Source organism: Streptomyces sp. NPDC086080 (assembly GCF_044540255.1).
Lineage (GTDB): Bacteria > Actinomycetota > Actinomycetes > Streptomycetales > Streptomycetaceae > Streptomyces.
On sequence record NZ_JBITRU010000017.1, the window covers coordinates 40,672 to 60,104 of the forward strand.

General features: G+C 69.4%; 16 protein-coding genes. 3 read left to right on the top strand and 13 right to left on the bottom strand.

Features of this window, described 5'->3' with window-relative positions; genetic code table 11:
• Positions 1-86: 86 nt before the first annotated feature.
• The 10 genes from ACIF9R_RS20790 to ACIF9R_RS20835 form a co-directional block, all read right to left on the bottom strand.
• Positions 87-1,742, bottom strand: coding sequence for a multicopper oxidase family protein (locus tag ACIF9R_RS20790; RefSeq protein ID WP_399982013.1), 1,656 nt, complete (start codon positions 1,740-1,742; stop codon positions 87-89).
• A gap of 445 nt (positions 1,743-2,187) precedes the next feature.
• The gene (locus ACIF9R_RS20795) at positions 2,188-4,086 is read right to left on the bottom strand and encodes an FAD-dependent monooxygenase (RefSeq protein ID WP_399982015.1); all 1,899 of its coding nucleotides are present in this window, start codon (positions 4,084-4,086) and stop codon (positions 2,188-2,190) included.
• Between the two features lie 7 nt (positions 4,087-4,093).
• Complete coding sequence (locus ACIF9R_RS20800) at positions 4,094-4,840, bottom strand: class II aldolase/adducin family protein (protein ID WP_399982018.1); 747 nt, start codon at positions 4,838-4,840, stop codon at positions 4,094-4,096.
• Positions 4,841-4,874: 34 nt separating this feature from the next.
• The gene (locus ACIF9R_RS20805; RefSeq protein ID WP_399982020.1) at positions 4,875-5,171 is read right to left on the bottom strand and encodes a Dabb family protein; all 297 of its coding nucleotides are present in this window, start codon (positions 5,169-5,171) and stop codon (positions 4,875-4,877) included.
• Positions 5,171-6,688, bottom strand: coding sequence for an aldehyde dehydrogenase family protein (locus ACIF9R_RS20810; protein WP_399982023.1), 1,518 nt, complete (start codon positions 6,686-6,688; stop codon positions 5,171-5,173). The genes ACIF9R_RS20805 and ACIF9R_RS20810 overlap by 1 nt, the downstream gene beginning before the upstream one ends.
• An 11-nt stretch (positions 6,689-6,699) precedes the next feature.
• Positions 6,700-7,683, bottom strand: a complete 984-nt coding sequence (locus ACIF9R_RS20815) for a dihydrodipicolinate synthase family protein (protein WP_399982026.1) — start codon at positions 7,681-7,683, stop codon at positions 6,700-6,702.
• Positions 7,684-7,808: 125 nt separating this feature from the next.
• Positions 7,809-8,690 carry a VOC family protein gene (locus tag ACIF9R_RS20820; protein WP_399982029.1) on the bottom strand — a complete coding sequence of 294 codons (882 nt, stop codon included), beginning with the start codon at positions 8,688-8,690 and terminating at the stop codon, positions 7,809-7,811.
• A gap of 102 nt (positions 8,691-8,792) precedes the next feature.
• Positions 8,793-9,644, bottom strand: a complete 852-nt coding sequence (locus ACIF9R_RS20825; RefSeq protein ID WP_399982032.1) for an alpha/beta fold hydrolase — start codon at positions 9,642-9,644, stop codon at positions 8,793-8,795.
• Positions 9,644-10,585: a VOC family protein gene (locus ACIF9R_RS20830; protein WP_399982034.1), complete on the bottom strand. Its 942-nt coding sequence runs from the start codon at positions 10,583-10,585 to the stop codon at positions 9,644-9,646. The genes ACIF9R_RS20825 and ACIF9R_RS20830 overlap by 1 nt, the downstream gene beginning before the upstream one ends.
• Before the next feature lie 27 nt (positions 10,586-10,612).
• Positions 10,613-12,166, bottom strand: coding sequence for a bifunctional 3-(3-hydroxy-phenyl)propionate/3-hydroxycinnamic acid hydroxylase (locus ACIF9R_RS20835; RefSeq protein ID WP_399982036.1), 1,554 nt, complete (start codon positions 12,164-12,166; stop codon positions 10,613-10,615).
• A 193-nt stretch (positions 12,167-12,359) separates the two neighbouring features.
• Between ACIF9R_RS20835 and ACIF9R_RS20840 the strand changes: the two genes are divergently transcribed.
• Together ACIF9R_RS20840 and ACIF9R_RS20845 are read left to right on the top strand one after the other, a co-directional pair.
• Positions 12,360-13,013 carry a TetR/AcrR family transcriptional regulator gene (locus ACIF9R_RS20840; RefSeq protein ID WP_399982038.1) on the top strand — a complete coding sequence of 218 codons (654 nt, stop codon included), beginning with the start codon at positions 12,360-12,362 and terminating at the stop codon, positions 13,011-13,013.
• Between the two features lie 269 nt (positions 13,014-13,282).
• The gene (locus ACIF9R_RS20845; RefSeq protein ID WP_399982040.1) at positions 13,283-14,143 is read left to right on the top strand and encodes a family 16 glycosylhydrolase; all 861 of its coding nucleotides are present in this window, start codon (positions 13,283-13,285) and stop codon (positions 14,141-14,143) included.
• Positions 14,144-14,293: 150 nt separating this feature from the next.
• Here the strand turns inward: ACIF9R_RS20845 and ACIF9R_RS20850 are convergent, their stop codons facing one another.
• A complete protein-coding gene (locus tag ACIF9R_RS20850; RefSeq protein ID WP_399982043.1) occupies positions 14,294-16,123 on the bottom strand; it encodes a glycoside hydrolase family 3 protein in 1,830 nt (609 codons plus the stop codon).
• A 247-nt stretch (positions 16,124-16,370) separates the two neighbouring features.
• Between ACIF9R_RS20850 and ACIF9R_RS20855 the strand changes: the two genes are divergently transcribed.
• Entirely contained in the window at positions 16,371-16,652 is a 282-nt protein-coding gene (locus tag ACIF9R_RS20855) for a hypothetical protein (protein WP_399982046.1), read from the top strand.
• Between the two features lie 147 nt (positions 16,653-16,799).
• On the opposite strand, the gene ACIF9R_RS20860 is transcribed toward ACIF9R_RS20855, so the two are convergent.
• Together ACIF9R_RS20860 and ACIF9R_RS20865 are read right to left on the bottom strand one after the other, a co-directional pair.
• On the bottom strand, positions 16,800-18,224 hold the full coding sequence (locus tag ACIF9R_RS20860) for an FAD-dependent oxidoreductase (RefSeq protein ID WP_399982048.1): 1,425 nt from the start codon (positions 18,222-18,224) through the stop codon (positions 16,800-16,802).
• Positions 18,217-19,407 (bottom strand): MAB_1171c family putative transporter, encoded by a 1,191-nt coding sequence (locus ACIF9R_RS20865; protein WP_399982051.1) that lies wholly within the window; start codon positions 19,405-19,407, stop codon positions 18,217-18,219. Before ACIF9R_RS20865 ends, ACIF9R_RS20860 begins: the two co-directional genes overlap by 8 nt.
• Positions 19,408-19,433 lie beyond the last annotated feature (26 nt).

Here is a 19,433-nt window from a genome sequence, read left to right on the forward strand (position 1 = left end):
GCACCCACAACTCGTCCGGCACCAAACGCTCAACCAGATCCGCCATGTACGGTTCAACGAACGATCAAGCCATGAGAAGTGACGTCCTACCCGCGGTATGCAAGGGTCGTCATCATTCCGGACTCCGAGTGGTAGATGTTGTGGCAGTGCAGCATCCACAGTCCGGGGTTGTCCGCGTCGAAGTCCGCCACCAGCTTGTTGTGCGGCAGCACGATCGACGTGTCCTTGCGGGCACCGTTCGAGTCCACGCCGGCCAGAGAGAACGTGTGGCCGTGCAGATGCACGGGGTGCCACATGTGGGTGGCGTTGATGATCACCAGCCGTACCCGCTCGCCCCGTTCGACCTTGTGGAGCGTATCCGGGTTGTAGGGCTCGTGGTCGATGCCCCAGTCGTACTCCTTCATGCCACCGGTCAGTTTGACGCGGAGCAGCCGGTCGCATCTGCGGTGGGGCATCGCCACCGACTCATCCGGCTCGAGCCGGCGGGCGGACACCAGCACCTCACGGTCCAGCTCCGCAGGGTGCGCGGACGGCTTGGGGACCGCTCCGGCGCCCGTACGCAGGACGGCCATGGCCCGGCCCCCCTTCCCCTCGGCGAGCGCGACAAGCGGGAAGACTCCCGACTGCGCGGTGATCAGCACGTCGTACCGCTCGGCCATACCGATGACCAGCGCGTCCGTCTTGTACGGCTGCACGGGAAAGCCGTCGCTGTGGGTGATGGTCATCCGGTGTCCGCCGAGCGCCACCCGGAAGGCCGACTCCCCGCCGGCGTTGATGATGCGCAGCCTGATCCGGTCGCCGGGCTTGGCCGTGAACTGCGTGGGGTCGTCCGCTGTGCGCCCGTTGATCAGGTAGTAGGGATAGGCGATGTGTCCCGCGTGACCGCCGAGCAGCTTGCTGGTGACCCCCGCCCTCAGTCGCTTCGGCCCTTTCCGCCGGTCCGGTGACGGCGAGGGTGCCCGTCCGGAGCCCTTCCCGTCGTCCGCTCCCCCGGACGCGGCGTCCGCCAGCGCCCCGCCACCGGCCCCGACGGGTCCCTCCGGTCTGTTGCCGTGCCCCACCGGGGGCTTGCCCTTGCGGAGCTGGTAGAGAACGTCGTCGGGGGTGGAGCCGTCCACTCCGTCGATCCAGTCGTCCAGCACGACGATCCACTCGTGGTCGTACCCGAGTGGCTCCTTCGGGTCGTCGACGATGAGTGGCGCGTACAGGCCACGGTCGCTCTGCACCCCCATGTGAGGATGGAACCAGTAGGTGCCGGGATGCGGCGCGGTGAAGCGGTAGTCGAACGTCTCACCCGGTTCGACCGGCCGCTGCGTCACACCGGGCACGCCGTCCATGTCGTTGGGCAGCGCAATACCGTGCCAGTGCACGGTCGTCGCCTCCGGCAGGTGGTTGGCCAGCGTCAAGGCCACAGTGTCACCTGCGGTGACCCGCACCTCCCGGCCAGGCAGCAACCCCTCATAGGTCCACGACCTGAAGGTACGTCCGGCGCCCAACTCCACCGGCGACGGCGTGGCCCTCAATGTGTGCTTACGGAGCGGTTCGACGGGGGTCGGATGTGCCCCGCCGGCCTCTCTGCCGTTCGGAGCGGATCCGGCCGGCGCGGGCGCGCCCGGGCGGCCGCCGTCGCCCGAGCCGGCATGAGAGCAGGCGGCGAGCAGCCCGGAACCCGCGGCCGCGATACCGGCGCCGAGTACGGCGCGACGTGTGGGGGAAGTCTGACTGGTGCGGTCCGTGCCCATGACGGTGTACCTCGCTGGTCGGGAGAAGGCAGGCGAAAGCGCGGTCTGCCACCACTGCCCGGACAGGACCGGACGGCCGGAGGCGCCCTTCCTCACGAGGCACCGGCGGGGCCGTGAGCACATCCGGTGGGCGGCGGAACCGACTGTTGCGGAGATCGGCGAGCGTCCCTCGCCGGTGTCCGGAACGCAGCTCAGTGCGGCCGTGCGGATATCCCGAGCGGCAGGGCACCGGACCGCGTCTGCCGTTCACGCAGTCCGCGCCCGTATCCGGCCCTCCGATCAGTCACCATATGAGCACCTTACCCCCGTTGGTTATATATTCAGAACATATGCGAAGTATCGACGCGGTCAAGCGTGCAGCCCACCCCAGGATGTGCCGGGTTGCCCGCACAGCTTTTTGACCCACCGTCCGGGTCCGCCTCCGTCGTTTCAGGTGGAACAGGCACTACTTCGAGAGCGGCGCCTCGGTGCGCAATCCCGCAAAGAACCCGGCCAGTCGATCGGTCGCCACCAGGGGCATGACCTGCGCGACGTACTGGTCCGGTCGCACGACGACGATGACACCGGCGCGATCCACGGCGCGCGACTCGAAGATGTCGTCCTCAGGAATCGCGGCGTAGACGTGCTCGCGGTCGACCAGGCCGAAAGGACCGGTCCTCGGCTTGAAGACCTCGGGCACGCGGGAGAACTCGATCGCGTGGTGATGCTGCTGGTAGACGACCTTGAGGTCGAACCAGTCGTCGGGCTGGACGCCGTCCGGCAGCCCGGCGAACGGCGAGTCGGCGGACGAGGTGAGCCACTCTGCGAGGTTCGCGACCATGGAGTCGTCGCCGGGAGCCGCCTCGTCCGCGAACACGTAGATCCTCCAACGCCCGTCGGCCGTCGCGTGATGACCCAGATGCACCGGATTGGTGTCGGCCACCCGCCTCACTTTCGCGGACGCGAAGCGTTGCCCGATCGGGAAACCCTTGGCGAGTTCCTGGTACGTGGGCCGACCGACGATCATCGAAGGGGTGTATTCCGTCCGGAATCCGGTGCGGAACTCCTCCGTGGCCTTGAAGTACTCCGGCAGCTCCGCGGCGTCGGCGAATTCGTCGGCCTTCCTGGCCATCATCGACGACCACGCCTTGTCGAAGTCGATCAGGTTCTTCGCGATGGCCTTGCGCTCCGCCCCGTACGTGGCAAGCAGTGACTCCGGCGCCCGCCCGTCCAGGACGTGCCCCAGCTTCCAGCCGAGGTTGAATCCGTCCTGCAGGGAGACGTTCATTCCCTGACCGCCCTTGGCACTGTGCGTGTGGCAGGCGTCCCCCAGGATGAATACGTGAGGCAGGCGGAGGCCGGTCTCCCCGGCCGGCACGTCGTCGAATCGGTCGGCCAGTCGGTGGCCGACTTCATAGACGCTGAACCAGGTCACCTTCTTCACGTCCAGCGAGTACGGATGCAGGATCTCGTTGGCTTTCGCTATGGCGACGTCCGCCGGCGTACCGCGCACCTTCCTCGCGTCATCGACGGGGACCTCGCCCAGGTCGACGTACAGGCGGAACAGGAATCCGCCTTCACGGGGGATGACCATCATGTTGCCGCCGCTGTTCGACTGGATGGTCGACAGCAGGCGGATGTCGGGAAAGTCGGTGTCCGCGAGGATGTCGAGGACCCCCCACGCGTGGTTGGCGCTGTGACCCTCGAACCGGCAGCCGATCGACTGGCGCACCTTGCTGTGGGCCCCGTCGGCCCCTACGAGGAATTTCGCGCGAACCTGGAACTCCTCGCCGGCGGACTCGCCCTCGGAACGCGCCAGTCTGACGAGCACGGGGTGGTCGGACCCTGGGACCACCTCGTGGCTCACGTACTCCACGCCGAAGTCCGGTCGCATCCGGCTCGGTGAGTTCGCCATGAACTCGGCGAAGTAGTCGAGTACGCGCGCCTGGTTGACCAGAATGTGCGGGAACTCGCTCAGTCCCCTGGGGTCGTCGGGCGACCGGCCGGCCCGGGCGATGCGTGTGGGATCGTCCGGGTCGGGCTGCCAGAAGGCGAACTCGGTGACGTGATGCGCCTCGGCCGCCAACCGCTCGGCGAAACCGAACGCCTGGAACGTCTCGACGCTCCGTGCCTGGAGGCCGTCGGCATGGCCGATCTCCAGGCGTCCGGCGCGGCGCTCGATGATGCGCGTGGTGATACCGGGGAACCGGGAAAGCTGAGCCGCGGTGATCATCCCGGCGGGTCCGGTGCCCACGACGAGAACGTCGACCTCGTCGGGGACGGTGTCCGGGCGGTTCAGCCCGACACCGGAGGCGGGCTGGACACGTGGATCCTGTGAGACGTATCCGAAGTGGTGGAACTGCATGCCGCTCTCACTCCTCTCCCGGGCCGGTGACCGGGTCCCCGGCCGTGATGCCCGGACGTACCTGCTCGCGCCAGACGTCCCATGCCCGGACGGCCTGACCGCCGATGGTCGCGCTCGCCGTCGCCGCCTCCCCGGCCGACAGGTACCGCGGCTGTCCGAGAGCGAGCGCCGCAGCCTGGGCGTGCGCGTTGACCTCGGTGTAGACCGCCCGGTAGACGGCCTCCTGCAGTGAACTGCCGACGGCCACCGCCCCGTGACCGCGCATCAGCGCGACAGACGCGTCACCGAGCGTCTTCGCGAGCGCCGCTCCCAGCGACGAGGACGTGATGAGCAGGTCGCTCGCGTCTCCGGCGACGTCACTGATCTCGAACACCGGCGTCGCCCGCTCCCCGAGGAACCCGGCCATATGGAGAACCGGCCGCATCGCCGCGGCGACGACGCTGAACGGCACCACCGAGGGCGAGTGGCTGTGCACGACCGCCATGACGTCCGGCCGCCGACGGTAGATCTCGGCGTGGATGAAGCGTTCGAGGTAGGGGCGGCGCGGGTCGTCGGTGCGCCCGTCCAGGTCGTGCTCGAGCAGGTCGGCCCCGGTCACCGAACCCGGTGCCAGGTTCCGCGACAGCCAGAACGTGTCGGCGCCCGGGGCGGTCCGCACACTCACGTGTCCGAAGGCGTCGAGGACACCCTGGCGGACGAGGATGTGGTTCGCGACAACCAGGTCCGCTGTCTGCGCCGCTGCGTGCGTGGTCATGGGGTCGGTCCTCCGTGGGGTCGCTGTTGCGTGGTCATGAGCTGAGGAACACCACGCCGGCGCGCTCCGCCATGATGGGCTGGATGAGCTCGCGCACCACCTGCTGGTGGGCGGGGTGGTCACGGAACTCGAGGTAGCCGGCCTCGTCGTCGAACTCGATCAGCGAGGAGAAATCGAAGTTGTCCGGGCGGATCCGCAGGTCGCTGCCCATGCGCATCGACCGGATGGTGCCGATCCGGCTTCGCAGCCCCAGCAGACCGTCGGCCATTCGCTGGATCTGCTCGTCGGTGGTCCCCTCGTGGAAACGCAGGGCGATCACGTGGTGGAGCATCAGCGCCGCCTGCGGGGGATGCTGACCGTCTTGGACTGCGTGAAGCTGAGGATCTCCTCGAGGCTCTCCTCCTTGCCGAGGCCCGATGCCTTGACGCCCCCGAACGGCAGTCCGGGGAAGTGGCGCGAGGAGTCGTTGATCCACACGTATCCGGCCTGCAGGTCCTCGACGAACCGGTGCGCACGGTCGACGTCCTGGGTCCACACGCTGGCGGTCAGGCCGTAGCGGACGCCGTTCGCGATCCGGACGGCCTCGTCGTCGGTGTCGAAGGTGAGCACCGAGAGGACCGGTCCGAAGATCTCCTCCTGGGCGATCCGCATGTCGGGCGTGACGCCGGAGAACACGGTGGGCGCGATGAACAGGCCCTCGGGCAGGTGGGTGGGCCGGCCACCGCCGGTGGCCACGACGGCACCTTCTTCACGGCCGATGTCGATGTAGCCGCTGACCCGCTCGAAGTGCTCGCGGGAGACGAGCGCGCCCATGTCGGTGGACTCGGAGACCGGCACGCCGACCTTGATCTGCTCGACGAGCTCGACCACGCGGGCCAGCACCTGCTCGGCGATCGACCGGTGCACCAGGAGCCGCGAGTTCGATCCGCAGGACTCGCCCTGTGTGGCGGTGAAGTTCATACCGAACACGGCGCCGCGGGCCGCCGCCTCGATGTCCGCGTCGGCCAGCACCACCATGGCGTTCTTGCCGCCCAGCTCAAGGCTCACATGCTTGACCCCGGCCCCGGCGGCGGTTCGCTGGATGTCGCGTCCGGTCCGCTCACTGCCGATGAACGCGATCCGCTCGATCTCCGGGTGGGCGGCGATCGCCACGCCCGGGGCCGGACCGGCGCCGTTGACGATGTTGACCACGCCCGGAGGCAGGACCTCCGCGATCAGCTCACCGAGCCGGATCGCCGACAGCGGCGCCTGCGGCGGCGGTTTGAGTACGACGGCGTTGCCCGCCATCAGCGGCGCCCCCAGCTTTCCCGCCCCGAAGAAGACCGGGTGGTTGAACGGGATGATCCGGCCGACGACCCCGTAGGGCTCGGGCCGCGAGTAGTGCAGGCCGGTCCCGGCGCCCGGGTAGGTCTCGCCCTTGATCATCAGCGCCCAGTCGGCGAACATCTCGAGATGGTCGGCCGCCCACAGGGCGTCCTTGCGCATCGCGGTGACCGGGCTGCCCCCGTCGAGGGCGTCGAGGAGACCGAGCTCGTCTGCGTTGGCCCTGATGTGCCCGGCGAGCTCTCGCAGCGCCGAGGCCCGTCCCTGGGGCGAGTAACGGCGCCAGATCTCGAAGCCGCGCCGGCCCGACCGGACGGCCGCCTCGATGTCGGCCTCGCCGCCGTCGGCCACCTCCGCCAGGGGGAGCTCGGTGGCCGGGTCGAAGGTGGTGAACGTCGCTCCGCTCGCGGCCGGACGCAGCTCGTTGTCGATGAGCAGGCCCCAGTCGCGGGCGCGCATCGCGTCGAGCATCGCCCGGTGGGGCGCGTAGTCGTCCCCGTAGGGCGTCGTGTCAGTGGATGCCATGGACTTCCTCGTCACTTCTGATCGTCCGTCCCGGCGGCGAGCCGCGCGCACAGCTCACGCCAGCGTTCTCCGCACGCGGCGGAGGCGGCGGCGTACTCCTTCGGCAGGTGGTGGTACGGCGACCGGGCCGGACCCGGTCGGCAGTAGCCGGCGGCGGCGATCCGGGCCTTCTCGATCTGGGTGTTGTAGGAGGCGAAGACCTCCTGGTCGGCGAAGAGATGGGCCAGCGGCTCGTTGGCCCACGCGATGCCGGCCGCCGCCTGCTCGGCGGCCTGCGCGTCGCCGCGCGTCAGAGCGTCCATCAGGGCGATCGAGGGCTCCGGTCCCATTGCCGCGGCGGTGGCCCAGCAGGCGGTGGTGGTCTTCGGTGCGCGTGCGGCGAAGTCGTGCACGACCATGTCGCTCGGGATGAAGTTCACCCGCTCACCGGTGACCTCGAGCATGCGCTCCAGGTGGGGAGCCCGGGACACCTTCGCGGAGGTGACGGTGGGGGCCTCGGCGGACACGCCCTGCCAGAACTCGACGGGGAAGGTGTAGCGGAAGGCGCGGGCGTTGGCGTAGACCATGAGCGCGAGGTCCGGGAACGCCTCGCTCGCCTGGGCGAAGTAGTCCACCGCCATGTCGGTGGTCAGTGGCTGCCACATCGGCAGGCCGAGCAGGGCGCCCGTGGCTCCGGAGGCGGCGACCTTCCGCAGCCGGCGGGCCGTGCCATGGCCGCCCGCACCGGTCGCGCCCACGAACGTGGGCACTCGGCCGGCGACCGCCTCGACCACCGTATCGACGACTACGTCGAAGTCGTCCTCGTTCAGGGCCGGGCACTCGCCCGTCGTGCCGAGGGCGATGATGCCGGAGGCTCCGTCGCGTACGAGCCGGTCGACGACCCGCGCCGTCTCTTCGACGTCGACGGTGTTCAGGGCGTCGAGCCGCTCGGCTCCCGGCAGCGCCGGGGTCGGGATGATGCCGTACATGCCGTTGATCTCTGCCGCGGTGATCATGCTCGGGCCCCCTGCCCGGCGGCCGTGCGGGCCGTCTGCTGTTTCGTCAACTTCGACACTCCTTCTCACGCGCCCGGAGGCGCGCGCTTCGCACTGTTCCTCGGTTCGCTCCGATGGCGATCAGGTCACTTCGTGAAGTCCGGTGGAGGCGGGCCGGCGTATCCCCAGGTGTCGCCCTTCCATTCCTCGCCCCAGAACTTCGCCTCCAGCGGGCCGTCGATCTCCTCCTCGACCTGTTCGAGCTCGGCGTAGTACTCGACGAACACGCCCGCCGGGTCGGAGTAGTAGGTGAAGATGTTGCGCCCGGGCCCATGCCGCCCGGGGCCCCACACGCAGGCCGTCCCCTCGCGGGTGAGCCTGCCGAGGGCCGTCATGACGCTGTCCATCCCGACCACGTCGAACGCGACGTGCTGCACGCCGGTGCGCTCGGAGTCGACGACGGCGAGGCTGTGGTGGTCGCGGTTGCAGCGCATGAACGACATGCCTCGCGCGGTCCGGTCGCTCACGATCAGCCCGAGCTCCGCGTAGAAGCGTTCCAGGGCCGCTCGCTGCGGTGTGTTGAGGACGACGTGCCCGAGCTTGCGGGGTGCGACGATCCTCGCCCGGTGGATCTCCTCGGTGACCGTCGCGCCGTACAGCAACTGCACCACGTTGCCGTCGGGGTCGCGGACGGCCGCGCTCGCCTCGTGGCCCGGACCGACGGCGTCCCCGGGCTCACGCTCGACCCGGCCGCCCGCGGCGACCACTGCCGCGACGGCGGCGTCGAGGTCGGCACGGGTCGCGACGTCGAAGGAGATGTGCACGAGCTCACCGCGTTCGGCCCCGGCCGGCGCCTGTTCGAGGGAGAGACCGTGGTGCGCCGACGTCAGTGTGCGGAAGTAACGGCGCCGCGCGTCGCCGTCACCGCCCACGGGGGCCAGGCCCCAGCGGTCGACGTAGAAGTCCTGCGTCCGGTCGAGATCGGGCACCGCCAGGGCGATGTTGCTGAGGGATTGCACACGGACCATGGGAGACCTCCGGTTTCGGCTGTGCGGGAAGGCACCACGGCGCGGGGCCGGTAACCCTCGCCGAGGCGCGGCCCCGGTCTCCCGGGGCCGCCTGGGACCAGCTCAGTGGTGGCGGACGAAGTCGGCCACGAGCCGGTTGAACTCGTCGGCGTGTTCGAGCTGGGCCCAGTGACCGCAGCGGTTGATGAGGTGGGCTCGCGAGTCGGGGATGTGGGCCGCCAGGTAGAGCGCGGTCTCGAAGGAGACGACCCGGTCGTCGCGGCCGTGGATCAGCAGCGACGGCACCGAGATCTCCGGGATCCGGTCGAGGTCGGCCCAGATCGTGATCGGCGCGTGGGGAGCGTGCTCGGCGACGTTGGCCAGGTGCTCGGGGCGCTCGGCCACGGCGGCCGAGCGCTGGGCGGACAGCTCGGGGGTGGCGAACCGCTCCTTGTCGTAGACCATGATCTCGACGAGCCGGTTCATCTGCGCGGGGCTGGGGTCCGCGTAGGCCCGGGCCAGGATCTTGAGACCCTCGGTCGGGCCGCCGCCGGCTCCGAAGAGGATGGGCTTCATCTGGATCGGGGCACCCATGGTGATCAGGTGGGAGACCCGCTCGGGCCGCTCGATCGCCATCCGCAGCGAGGCGTGACCGCCCATCGAGTTGCCGACGAGGGCGGCCTTCTCGATGCCCAGCGCGTCAAGGAACTCGCAGATCACCTCGACGTGGTCGTAGGTCGCGAAGTCGGCCTCGTCGGACTGGCCCCAGCCGGGGAGGTCGGGAGCGATCACCCGGAAGCCCGCCGCGGCGATGGGCTCGATGTTCGGGTTGTAGTTGCTCCAGCCGGTCGCGCCGGGGCCGCCGCCGTGGAGCAGGACGACGGGGTGGCCGTCAGCGGGCCCCGCCTCGTTGTAGTGGATCTTCCAGGTCCTGGTCCGGACGTCCTTGGCGACGTCTGCCTCGGTGAGAGCCATCAGTGGTCGCCTTCCGGGGGCATGTTGGTGAACGGGGCCCGGCCGAGCAGATCGTGGACCAGCTCCGGGGGGCGGTGGCCCCAGCTGCTCAGCTTGCCGAGGGTCTCCACCTCCCACGTCTCGTCGTCGATGAGCAGCCCTCCCCAGCCGTACTCGACCGAGAAGCCCGACGGCGTACGGACGTAGAAGCTGAACATGTGGTCGTTGGGGTGCATGCCGAGCGTCATCTCGAAGGGCTGCCCGGCGTCCATGCAGCGGTCGTAGGCCATGCCCACGTCGCGGATGTCGCTGACCTCGACCATGAAATGGTGAGTCCTCTTCGGGTGCGGCATGTTGCCGAAGGCCACGGTGTGGTGGCGCGGGTTGCAGTGCAGGAAGACGACGTCGGCCACGATCCCGGGAGCGAGCTCCTCGACGATGAAGTCGCTGATCCTGAAGCCGAGGACGTCCATGTAGAAGGCGAGGTACTCCTCGCGGCTGACGCCCCGGGAGACCAGCACCTCGTGACCCGCGCCGCCGGCGCCGGTGACGAACTTGCCGAGCAGCATGTCCGAGTGGAACGGGGTCTGTGCGTCGGCGAAGCCGGTGACCAGCTCCAGCCGGTTGCCCATGGGGTCGGCGGTGACCACGATCCGGTCGACCTGGCGGACCGCGGCGAGGGCGGAGTCGCCCTCGGCGACCTCGACGCCGGCACCGCGCAGCTTCTCGACGATCCTGTCGAGCGAGCTGTTGCTCTCCACCGCGTAGCCGGTGGCGGCCAGGTCGTCGGCCGGACCCTGGGTGCAGAACCAGCGGTACGCCTTCTCGTCGGTGCGGAAGCTGACCGAGCCGGCGTCCTTGTGGCCGACCTGCATCCCCAGCAGCCCCGTGGCGAAGTGCTCCCAGTCGGCGAGATCACTGACCTCGTACACGACGTAGGCGAGCTCCTTGACTCCAGACATCTTTTTCCTTCTCTCGGATGGTGGGATTCAGAGCGCCGGAACGGCGAGCCCGGCCTTGTCGGCCGCCGCGACGAACCTGTCCGGCCGCAGGGCGACGGCCTGGACGCCGTAGCGGGCGAACCAGCCCAGCAGCACTCCCTCGAGGTCGATCAGCTCGTCGGGGCCCTGGGTGTAGACGGTCTTCGGCCGGACGGCGAGGTAGCGGGCGCCCAGCGCGTCCCACTGCGTCTTCTCCTCGGCGCTGAGCAGGCTCCGCGGGTCGACGTCGGCGCCCAGGAGCACGAATCCGTCGCCGAGGAGGTCGTCGAGCCGGGCCATCACGCCCACCGTGTCGCCGACGACCGGCTGCGGGATCATCCGTCCGACGATGGAAGCGTCCTCGACCTCTCCCCGCAGCCACCCGGCCTCGAGGACCGGCGGCGCCATCATCGGTTCCTCGTAGGGCGTCACGGTGTTCTCCGGCACCGCGTTCATCGCCTCGAGCTCCTCGGGCGTGACCTGCTGCTTGATCACGCGACCGAACTGGACGGCGATCTGTGTGAACATGTCGACGTTGGGTCGCCGCTCCGCCTCGTAGGTGTCGAGCATCGCCCCGTCCATCTCGCCCCGCAGGACCCGGGAGAGCTTCCAGGCGAGGTTGTGGGCGTCACGCATGCCGGACTGCATGCCCGCGCCGGCCCACGGCGGCATCAGATGGGCGGCGTCGCCGGCCAGGAAGACCCGGCCCCGACGCCAGCTCTCGGCCGAGCGGACGTGGTGGCGGTAGAACGCGTACTGGTGGATCTCCACGTCGTCGGGCGTCACCCCCATCGCGTCGAGCAGCGGCCAGACCTGCTCGTTGGTCCGGAAGTCCGTCTCGGACTCGCCCGGCTTGAGCGGGATCTCCCAGCGGTGGTTGCCCGCCGAGAGCGCGATGTCGACGACCGGCCGCTCCTTGTCGCTCCAGAAGGTGAGCAGGTCCCGGTCCGGCCACCAGCGCTTCACCCTGCAGTCGATGACGATCCACAGCGTCGGGTCGGTGTCGCCCAGCATCGGGATCCCCAGCATTTTCCGGGTCGGGCTGGAGCCGCCGTCCGCGGCGACGGCGTAGCGGGCCCGGGTGGTGGTCTCCTCGCCGGTCGCGCGGTCACGCGAGGTGATCGTGACGCCGGTGTCGTCCTGCTCGACCCCGATCACCTCGGCGCCGTAGCGGACCTCGATGCCGTCGGTCTCCTCCGCGCAGCGGCGCAGCTCGGCCTCCATCTTCGGCTGGTAGATGCTGAAGAAGCGTGGCTTGGTGTTCCGCGTCCCGAGCCCCGAGGGCTCCTGCTTGACCCGCAGGATCTCCTGGCCGTCATAGGCCTTCCAGCGCAGCTGGTGCTGCGGCTCGATGACCTTCTCGATCCGCTCGTCGATGCCGAGGTCCTGGAAGATCCGCATCGTCCAGTCGTTGATGGTGACCGCCCGGGCACGGGCGTAGATGTCGTGGTCGCGCTCGAACGCGACCACGGACGAGCCTTTGGTCGCGAGCGAGAGTGCGCCGACCAGGCCGGTCGGGCCGTAGCCGATGATCGCGACGTCGGTGTCGAAATGTTCAGGCATCCGATGCTCCCCAGAATTCGACCGCTCGGTCGATATGTTGGTGAGGAGCGTCTCTTCGCCGAAGGACCCGGTCAATCCCCGCACTCGGTGATTCTGGTCTGCGGAATAGGCTTGACAGTCACACCCGGATGCGTATCCACCGCCCTGATGACCCGCTCCCCTGAGGGGCAGCCCTTCGCCCTATGCTTCGTGCGTGGACAGGAACCGAGTCAGCAACCGGCGAGGGCGACGCTCACGTGAGGAGATCCTGGAGGCGGCCTCGCGCATCATGGGCAAGCGCGGCTACGCGGCCACGCCGCTCTCCGTCGTCGGCAACGAGATCGGCCTGGCCAAGAGCGTGATCTTCCACCACTTCCGCACCAAGAGCGGACTGCTCGCGGCGGTGATGGAGCGCGGCCTGAACGACTTCTTCAGAGCGATGAGCGCCGCACACGCCGACCCGCCCGCCGACGGCACGCCCCAGGAGCGGCTGAGCTGGTTCCTCGGCCGGGCGGCCGCCGTGCTCACCGAGCGGGAGGAGTTCCTGCGCCTGCATATGTTCCTGATCCTCAGCGAGGACGGGGACGAGGCCGAGCCCGACGTGAAAGCGACGATCGAGAAGGTCCGCCGCGAGGGCAGGCGCCACGTGAATCGCATGATCCGGGAATCGTTCCGGGACGAGGGTCCCGAGATCGCTCAGGCGGTCGCCGACAAGCTCGAGTACATCGGCATGGCCGGGATCGACGGCGTATTCCTCGCGGGGCAGGCCGAGGAGAGCCGCTCCATAGCCGAGGACATGGAGCTCCTGGCCGAGACGATCGCACTCATGGGAGAACGGCTTGCGGCGAGGATGAGGTCCACGGGCTGACTCCCGCACCGACCCTCGGCGCAGCTTGAGGATCCGCAGCCGCCGCAACGGACAATGATCAGCTCGTGAACGGGACATCGGCCGGAGGATCAGAAGTGCCGTTGCCGAGCCAGAGGCACGGGGAGTCTGCCCGCGGTGCAGTCGCCGCTGCTCGATGCCGCGGGGCAGTCACAGCTGCGTCATCGCCCCGCCCGGCCAGGAGCACAAGGTCTTTTGTATGGTCGTGAGATGCGCACTCATCCGGTGAGGGCTCGTTCAGGAGCAGCGTGGTGAATCAACGGACCAAGCTGGCACTCGTACTGGCCCTGGGAGGGTTGCTGGGCGCCTGCGGCACGGCTCCGGCGGAGACGCACCGCCCGGCACCGGTCGGGGAGGAGCCCTTCTGGCAGGCCGAGTTCGACGGAGCGCCGGGAACTCGCCCGTCGGAGAGATTCTGGAACACCGAGACGGGGAACCGGGAGGCCGAGGGGTGGGGCAACGACGAGTTGCAGTACTACACGGACGACGCGGCCAACTCCGCCCTCGACGGCGAGGGTCACCTCGAGATCTCGGCGCGTCCGGTCCCGCCCGGGGTGGAACTCCCGTGCTTCACCGAGGAGTCCTGTCCCTGGACGTCGGCCCGCCTGACAACGGAGGGAAAGGTCGCACTGACCCGTGGACGGGCGGAGATCCGCGCGAAGCTGCCCACGGGCACAGGACTGCTGCCCGCGGTCTGGATGCTGGGCGACAACGGAGTCGAATGGCCAGGACAGGGTGAGATCGACATCTGCGAGGTGGTCGGCGGAGAACCGCGGACGGTGTACGGCACCGCCCATGGACCGACCTACTACAACGAGGACGGGATCGGGGAGGCCGCCACCCTGCCCACCGACGCCTCGGCGGCCTTCCACACCTACGCGGTCGACAAGCAGCCCCACCGCATCACCTGGTCCGTCGACGGAAAGCCGTACTTCACCCTGCCTCCGTCGAAGCTTCCCTCACCGGACGACTGGGTCTTCGAACAGGACATGCACCTGCTGCTCAACGTCGCCGTCGGAGGCGACTGGCCGGGCCCGCCCGACGCCTCGACACCGTCCCCCTCGACGATGACGATCGACTACGTCCGCTTCTACGGCGACGGCCACACCTGAGAACCCGAAGCAACACCAGTGCCGTGCGTGCAGCAGCTCCCGTTTGAGGCGAACGTTTCGGCGAGGGCACTGTCACAGCTGGACCCGACGCGTCCCGTACTGCGACGGATGCCAGGAGGCATCGGGGCCGAGCGCTGTGTGGGGACGTCGTCAGGGGGCGTACGACAGGCCGTGTCCGGAGCGGAAGAGGACCTTGGCCGGGTCGTCGGCCCGCTGGATGGGCACGGGCAGCTTGCCGCGCGGCTCGACCCGGCCGGCGATCACCCGGGCGGCGGCACGCAGTTCGACCTCGGTCCAGCAGTAGGAGACGAGTGAGGCGGGGACGTTGCCGAGGTGGGCGATGTCGTAGGGGTTGCGCACCGCGAGGTGGACGACGGGGATGCCCGTCGCGAGCAGCCGGGAGACCAGGGTGCGCTGGGCGCTGGTGGCGTCGACGTTGTCGGTGGTGACCACCACCGCGTCCCGGCCCCGTGCGGCGGCCACGGCTTCGTCGATCTTCGACCCGTCGGGTGCCCGGCCGGTGGCGAGGTGGGTCGTGCGGTAGCCCAGTTCGTCGAACGCCCTGGCCAGTTCGGGCACGGTGGTGCGGGTGTCGTCGGTCGGGAAGGCCGGGCCGGCGCCGACCACGAGCAGCTTCTTCTGTCCGCGGCGCAGCGGGAGTGCCTCGTCCTGGTTGACCAGCAGGGTCGTGGTGCGCTCGGCGATCCGGGCGGCGGCAAGCCGGTGTGTGCGGGCGCCGACGACCCGGTCGACCTCCTTCGGCGAGATGTAAGGGCTGCCGCTGAGCAGGCCGACCTTGTCCTTGACCCGCAGGATGCGCAGGACCGACTCGTCGAGCCGGTCCTCGGTGATCTCTCCGCTGCGGACTGCGTCCAGAACGCCGTGGTAGGCGACGTCGATGTCCGGGGGGAACAGCAGTTGGTCGGCCCCGGCCTTGAGTGCGAGAACGGGCACACGGTCGTCGCCGTACTTGGTGCGCACGCCGTGCATGTTGAGGGCGTCGGTGACGATCACGCCGTCGAAGCCGAGTTCGTCGCGCAGCACGCCCTGGAGGATGGTGGGCGACAGGGTGGCCGGTTCGTTGCTGGGGTCGAGCGCGGGCACTTGAAGGTGCGCGGTCATGATCGAGTCGACGCCGGCGGCGATCGCGGCCTTGAAGGGCGGGGCGTCGATGCGGTCCCACTCCTCGCGGGTGTGGGTGATCACGGGTAGATCGGTGTGGCTGTCCTGCCCGGTGTCGCCGTGGCCCGGGAAGTGTTTGGCGCAGGCCGCGACTCCGGCTTGCTGATAGCCCGTCACCTGGGCTGCCACCATGCGGCCGACCTCGCGGGCGTCGGCGCCGAAGGAGCGGATGTTGATGATGGGGTTGGCCGGATTGACGTTGACGTCGGCGACCGGGGCGAAGTTCTGATGGATGCCCAGGGTGGCGAGTTCGGTGCCTGATATCCGTCCGGCGGTGCGTGCGTCCCGGAGCGAGCGGCCCGCGCCGAGTGCCATCGCGCCCGGCAGCTGGGTGGCGCCGCTGCCGATGCGGACGTTGACGCCGTGTTCCTGGTCGATGGAGATCAGGGACGGGATGGGGGTGGGCAGGGCGAGCGAGGCCCGCTGCACACCGTTCGTCAGGTCGGCGATCTGACGGGGGTTCTGGATGTTGTTCGTCCAGCCGGAGAAGTAGATGACACCGCCGAGGTGGTACTTGGCGATGAGCTCGGCCACGGTGCGGACGCCGAGTTCCCTGAGGTTGCGGTCCTGGTCGAACTGGCTGGGAGAAGTCGCCGACGCACCGTAGAAGTACGGCACGAACAGCTGGCCGATCTTCGCCTCGATGCTCATCCTGGAGATGATCTTCTTGAGGCGGTGCTCGCGCCGGTGCGCGACCGCGGGGGTAGCCGTCACTCCCACCAAGCCCGTTGCGCTCGCGGCGACCACGGTCGCGCAGGCGAGAACGGTTCTTCTGGACGGACTCCGGTCGTCCTGCATGCGGACATGCTCCTTCCAGCCTTGTGCGTCAAGGGAATTGAAGGAAACGCGAAGTACTCCGAACAGCGGGAAACCTAGCCCGCGAATCCGGGGCAGGGCAAGAGGTCTAGACAAAGTAGGTCTAGACAAGATGGGTCAGAAGACGGTCCGCCGCATCGTGCGCCTCGGTGGGCGCCCGGGCGCCCGCACAGCGCGATGCCGGTGGTGGATGCGAGACTCACGAGAGGCCACGTACCCGGGAGACTTCATGGCTGTCACCTACCTGATGCTCGCACGGCTGCCGGAGGGACGGCTGGCTGCCTTCGACGCCTACGAGAGCGCCGTTCTGCCGCTTCTCGCCGAGTACGGCGGGCGACTCGAGCGTCGGCTGCGCACTCTGGACGACCGGGTCGAAGCCCACCTGGTGAGCTTTCCCAGCGAAGAGGACTTCGCCGCCTACCGAGCCGAGCCCCGGCGTTCCTCCGCGGCTCCGCTGCTGGAATCGTCCGGAGCGGTGATGGAGCTCCTCGCCGTGCGCGACGTGCGGTGACACGACGAGTGGGGTGGACGCCGGACGACGCCCCCTGTCGCTGCGCGTGGGTGAGGTCTGCGCGCCTGGAGGAGTGTGCGCCGAAGGGACCGGAGCGCTCCGAAGGCTGTCCGCCCTCGTGACGAGCCGCGGGGACCGGGGTGCCGGTCATTCGGGAGGGGCGGACGGCGGCCCGTCGAGGTTCCTCAGCAACTCGTTTTCGGCGGGGGTGAACTGAGGACGGTCGGGCCGTGGGCGCAGCGGACCGACGAGGGCGGTCAGCAGCACGGTGGGCTTCACCAGGGAGGTGGGCGGCGCCTGGAGTGCCAGTACATCGGTCAGGGCCGTGGCGGCGTGGAACGAGCCCGTGGCGGTGCGCGACAGACGGCTGACGTAGCGATGCAGCAGACGATCGGCGAGCGTCGGGTTCTTGCCCGTGGTCGTACGGAAATGGATGTCCGTTCCCACGGCCAGGGCCCATGCCGTGTCGGCACACTTACCGATGGCGCGCTGGGCATGGCGGGCGAGGCCGGGGGTCAGGCCCTTCGACAGCAGGTCTCGCAGGGCGACGGCACCTTGCGCGGCCGCTGACATGCCCTGGCCGTACACGGGGTTGAAGGCCGCGACGGAATCTCCCAGCACCACCAGACCGTCCGGCCACGGGGTGAGCCGCTCGTAGTAGTAACGCCGGTTGGCGGTGCTGTGGGTGACTCTGACGTCCGTGAGGGGTTCGGCGTGCTTCAGGAGGTCCGCCAGGACCGGGTGGCGCAGGGTGCGCGCGTAGGTGGTGAAGGCGTCCGGGTCGCTGGTGGGATGGGCCCCGGGGGCACCCATCAGGCTGACGTGCCAGCGGTCCCCCTCGATCGGCAGGATGCCGCCGGAGTTGGCCGGGCGGGGCAGCCTCGGGTCGGCTTGCACTCCGACGACGGGCCAGTCGTGGGTGGGGACGGGGGCGCGGAAGAAGCGGCTGGCGTAGACGAGACCGGAGTCGATGTGGTCCTCGGCGAGGCCGGTGACACCCAGCCGCGCAAGCCACTGGGGCGTGCGGGAAGCGCGGCCGGACGCGTCGATGACCAGTTCGGCGCGCAGGTCCTCTTCCGTTCCGTCGGCCCCGCGTACCCGCACGCCCGTGATGTGCCGGGGGCCGCCGAGGAGGGCGACCGCCTTGGTGCGGGTGCGCACGCCGACCCGGGGGTCCTTGAGGACCTGTCCCCGTACGACGGAGTCGGTCAGGTCCCGGCTGGCGGTGATCACGTAGTGGGTGGCGCGTTTCCAGCGGCGGTACCAGCCCTCCGGCGAGTAGATGACCATGTTGCTGGTCACGGGTACGCGGTGGGCGCCTGCGGCCAGGAGCAGGCTGAGAGTGCCGGGCAGGAGCGCTTCGACGGCCTCGGCACCACCGGACTGCAGGAAGTGAATGTGTGCGGCCTGGGGGACGCCGGTACGAGGGTGAGGGCCCTCGGGCAGCTCATGGGCTTCGATGATCTCGACGGATCCGACGTGTTCCTTGATGGCGGCCGCGGCGAGCATTCCGGCGATGCTGCCCCCGATGACTACGGCGCGAGCGGAGGCGCGGCGCGGGGTTTCACTCATGGTGGGCTGCTTTCTGCTCGGGCACGTAGTGCTCACGTAACTGCTGGACGAAGGGTGAGGCGAGTGAGCGGGACAACGGGATCAGGTCCTGTGCGCGCGGTGCCACGGTGTGCGGGGTCCGCGGCAGTTGCCCGGGGGTGGCGCGTTGCCGTTCACGGGCGACGAGCACCGTGGCGGCATCCGCGGTGACGGCTGCCCGGGCCGCGTCGTCTCCGTAGCGCACCGCCGCGCGGAAGGCCGCCTCACGCACGGCGGGGTCGCAGTAGGGGGCCAGCGCGAGGATGGCGTCGTAGAGGGCCGTTCTCCGTCCGGTCAACAGGACGGCGGGGGGAGTACGCCACCACGGCAGGGGCACGCGGACGGCGCTGGGGGTGGGTACGTCCCGAAGGGCGTGCCAGAGCGGGGCGAGTTGACGCAGCTGGCGCACCGCGTGTGCGGTCGTCGCCACCCGTGGCCCCGCCAGCGGGACGACGAAACCGAGGGCGCCGAGTACCGATGCGGGTGCGGAGAGCAGGGGGGAGATTTCGTCGACGAGGAAGTCGAGGTTGTGGCCGGTCCAGCGGGCGGTGACCGCGGTCAGCCGCAGGACGACGTAGCACACGATGATCAGGTAGGCGGGAGCGAGAATGCGCAAGCCCGCCCGTAACGAGCCGTGGACCTCCCTGGACCAGCGCCAGCACAGGGTGCCGGCGGCCACCATGGCCACTCCCTGGGCGACCAGGTAGGTGACGATCATCTCCCGGATGTAGGGCGTGGTGGCGTAATGGGCGTCGAACAGTGTGAGTTGTTCGGTCGGTGTGCTCCCGGCCCAGAACAGGACGACGATGGCCAGGATGGCGAGTCCGTAGACGGTCACGCACAGACGGGAGACACGGCGGGTCTGTTCGGGCGGCGCCGGCCTCCAGTTCACGATCAGCAGCAGGCTGGCACCGGAGAACGCGGTCGTCGTCGCATACACCACGGGGGCCGCGAAGTTCGGTGTCCCGGTGAGCCGATTGAGTGCGGCGATGGACGCGGGGGCGGCGAAGAGCATGAGGCAGCCGGCGGCGAAGAGCAGCAGGCACGCCGCGCGCAGCAGCGTGTCGTGGCGTCTTCGGACCATGGCCGGCACCTTCATGGCACAGACGAGCAGGAGCATGACCCCGTAGACGTAGAAGCCCGTACTGCTCGGTCCGGATGTCACCTGGCTCCTTCATTCCGCGGGCCCGG

Bases quoted from the DNA above. Each gene is read 5' to 3' on its own strand.
- ACIF9R_RS20790 (WP_399982013.1), bottom strand. From the start codon at position 1,742: ATGGGCACGGACCGCACCAGTCAGACTTCCCCCACACGTCGCGCCGTA.
- ACIF9R_RS20795 (WP_399982015.1), bottom strand. From the start codon at position 4,086: ATGCAGTTCCACCACTTCGGATACGTCTCACAGGATCCACGTGTCCAG.
- ACIF9R_RS20800 (WP_399982018.1), bottom strand. From the start codon at position 4,840: ATGACCACGCACGCAGCGGCGCAGACAGCGGACCTGGTTGTCGCGAAC.
- ACIF9R_RS20805 (WP_399982020.1), bottom strand. From the start codon at position 5,171: ATGCTCCACCACGTGATCGCCCTGCGTTTCCACGAGGGGACCACCGAC.
- ACIF9R_RS20810 (WP_399982023.1), bottom strand. From the start codon at position 6,688: ATGGCATCCACTGACACGACGCCCTACGGGGACGACTACGCGCCCCAC.
- ACIF9R_RS20815 (WP_399982026.1), bottom strand. From the start codon at position 7,683: ATGATCACCGCGGCAGAGATCAACGGCATGTACGGCATCATCCCGACC.
- ACIF9R_RS20820 (WP_399982029.1), bottom strand. From the start codon at position 8,690: ATGGTCCGTGTGCAATCCCTCAGCAACATCGCCCTGGCGGTGCCCGAT.
- ACIF9R_RS20825 (WP_399982032.1), bottom strand. From the start codon at position 9,644: ATGGCTCTCACCGAGGCAGACGTCGCCAAGGACGTCCGGACCAGGACC.
- ACIF9R_RS20830 (WP_399982034.1), bottom strand. From the start codon at position 10,585: ATGTCTGGAGTCAAGGAGCTCGCCTACGTCGTGTACGAGGTCAGTGAT.
- ACIF9R_RS20835 (WP_399982036.1), bottom strand. From the start codon at position 12,166: ATGCCTGAACATTTCGACACCGACGTCGCGATCATCGGCTACGGCCCG.
- ACIF9R_RS20850 (WP_399982043.1), bottom strand. From the start codon at position 16,123: ATGCAGGACGACCGGAGTCCGTCCAGAAGAACCGTTCTCGCCTGCGCG.
- ACIF9R_RS20855 (WP_399982046.1), top strand. From the start codon at position 16,371: ATGGCTGTCACCTACCTGATGCTCGCACGGCTGCCGGAGGGACGGCTG.
- ACIF9R_RS20860 (WP_399982048.1), bottom strand. From the start codon at position 18,224: ATGAGTGAAACCCCGCGCCGCGCCTCCGCTCGCGCCGTAGTCATCGGG.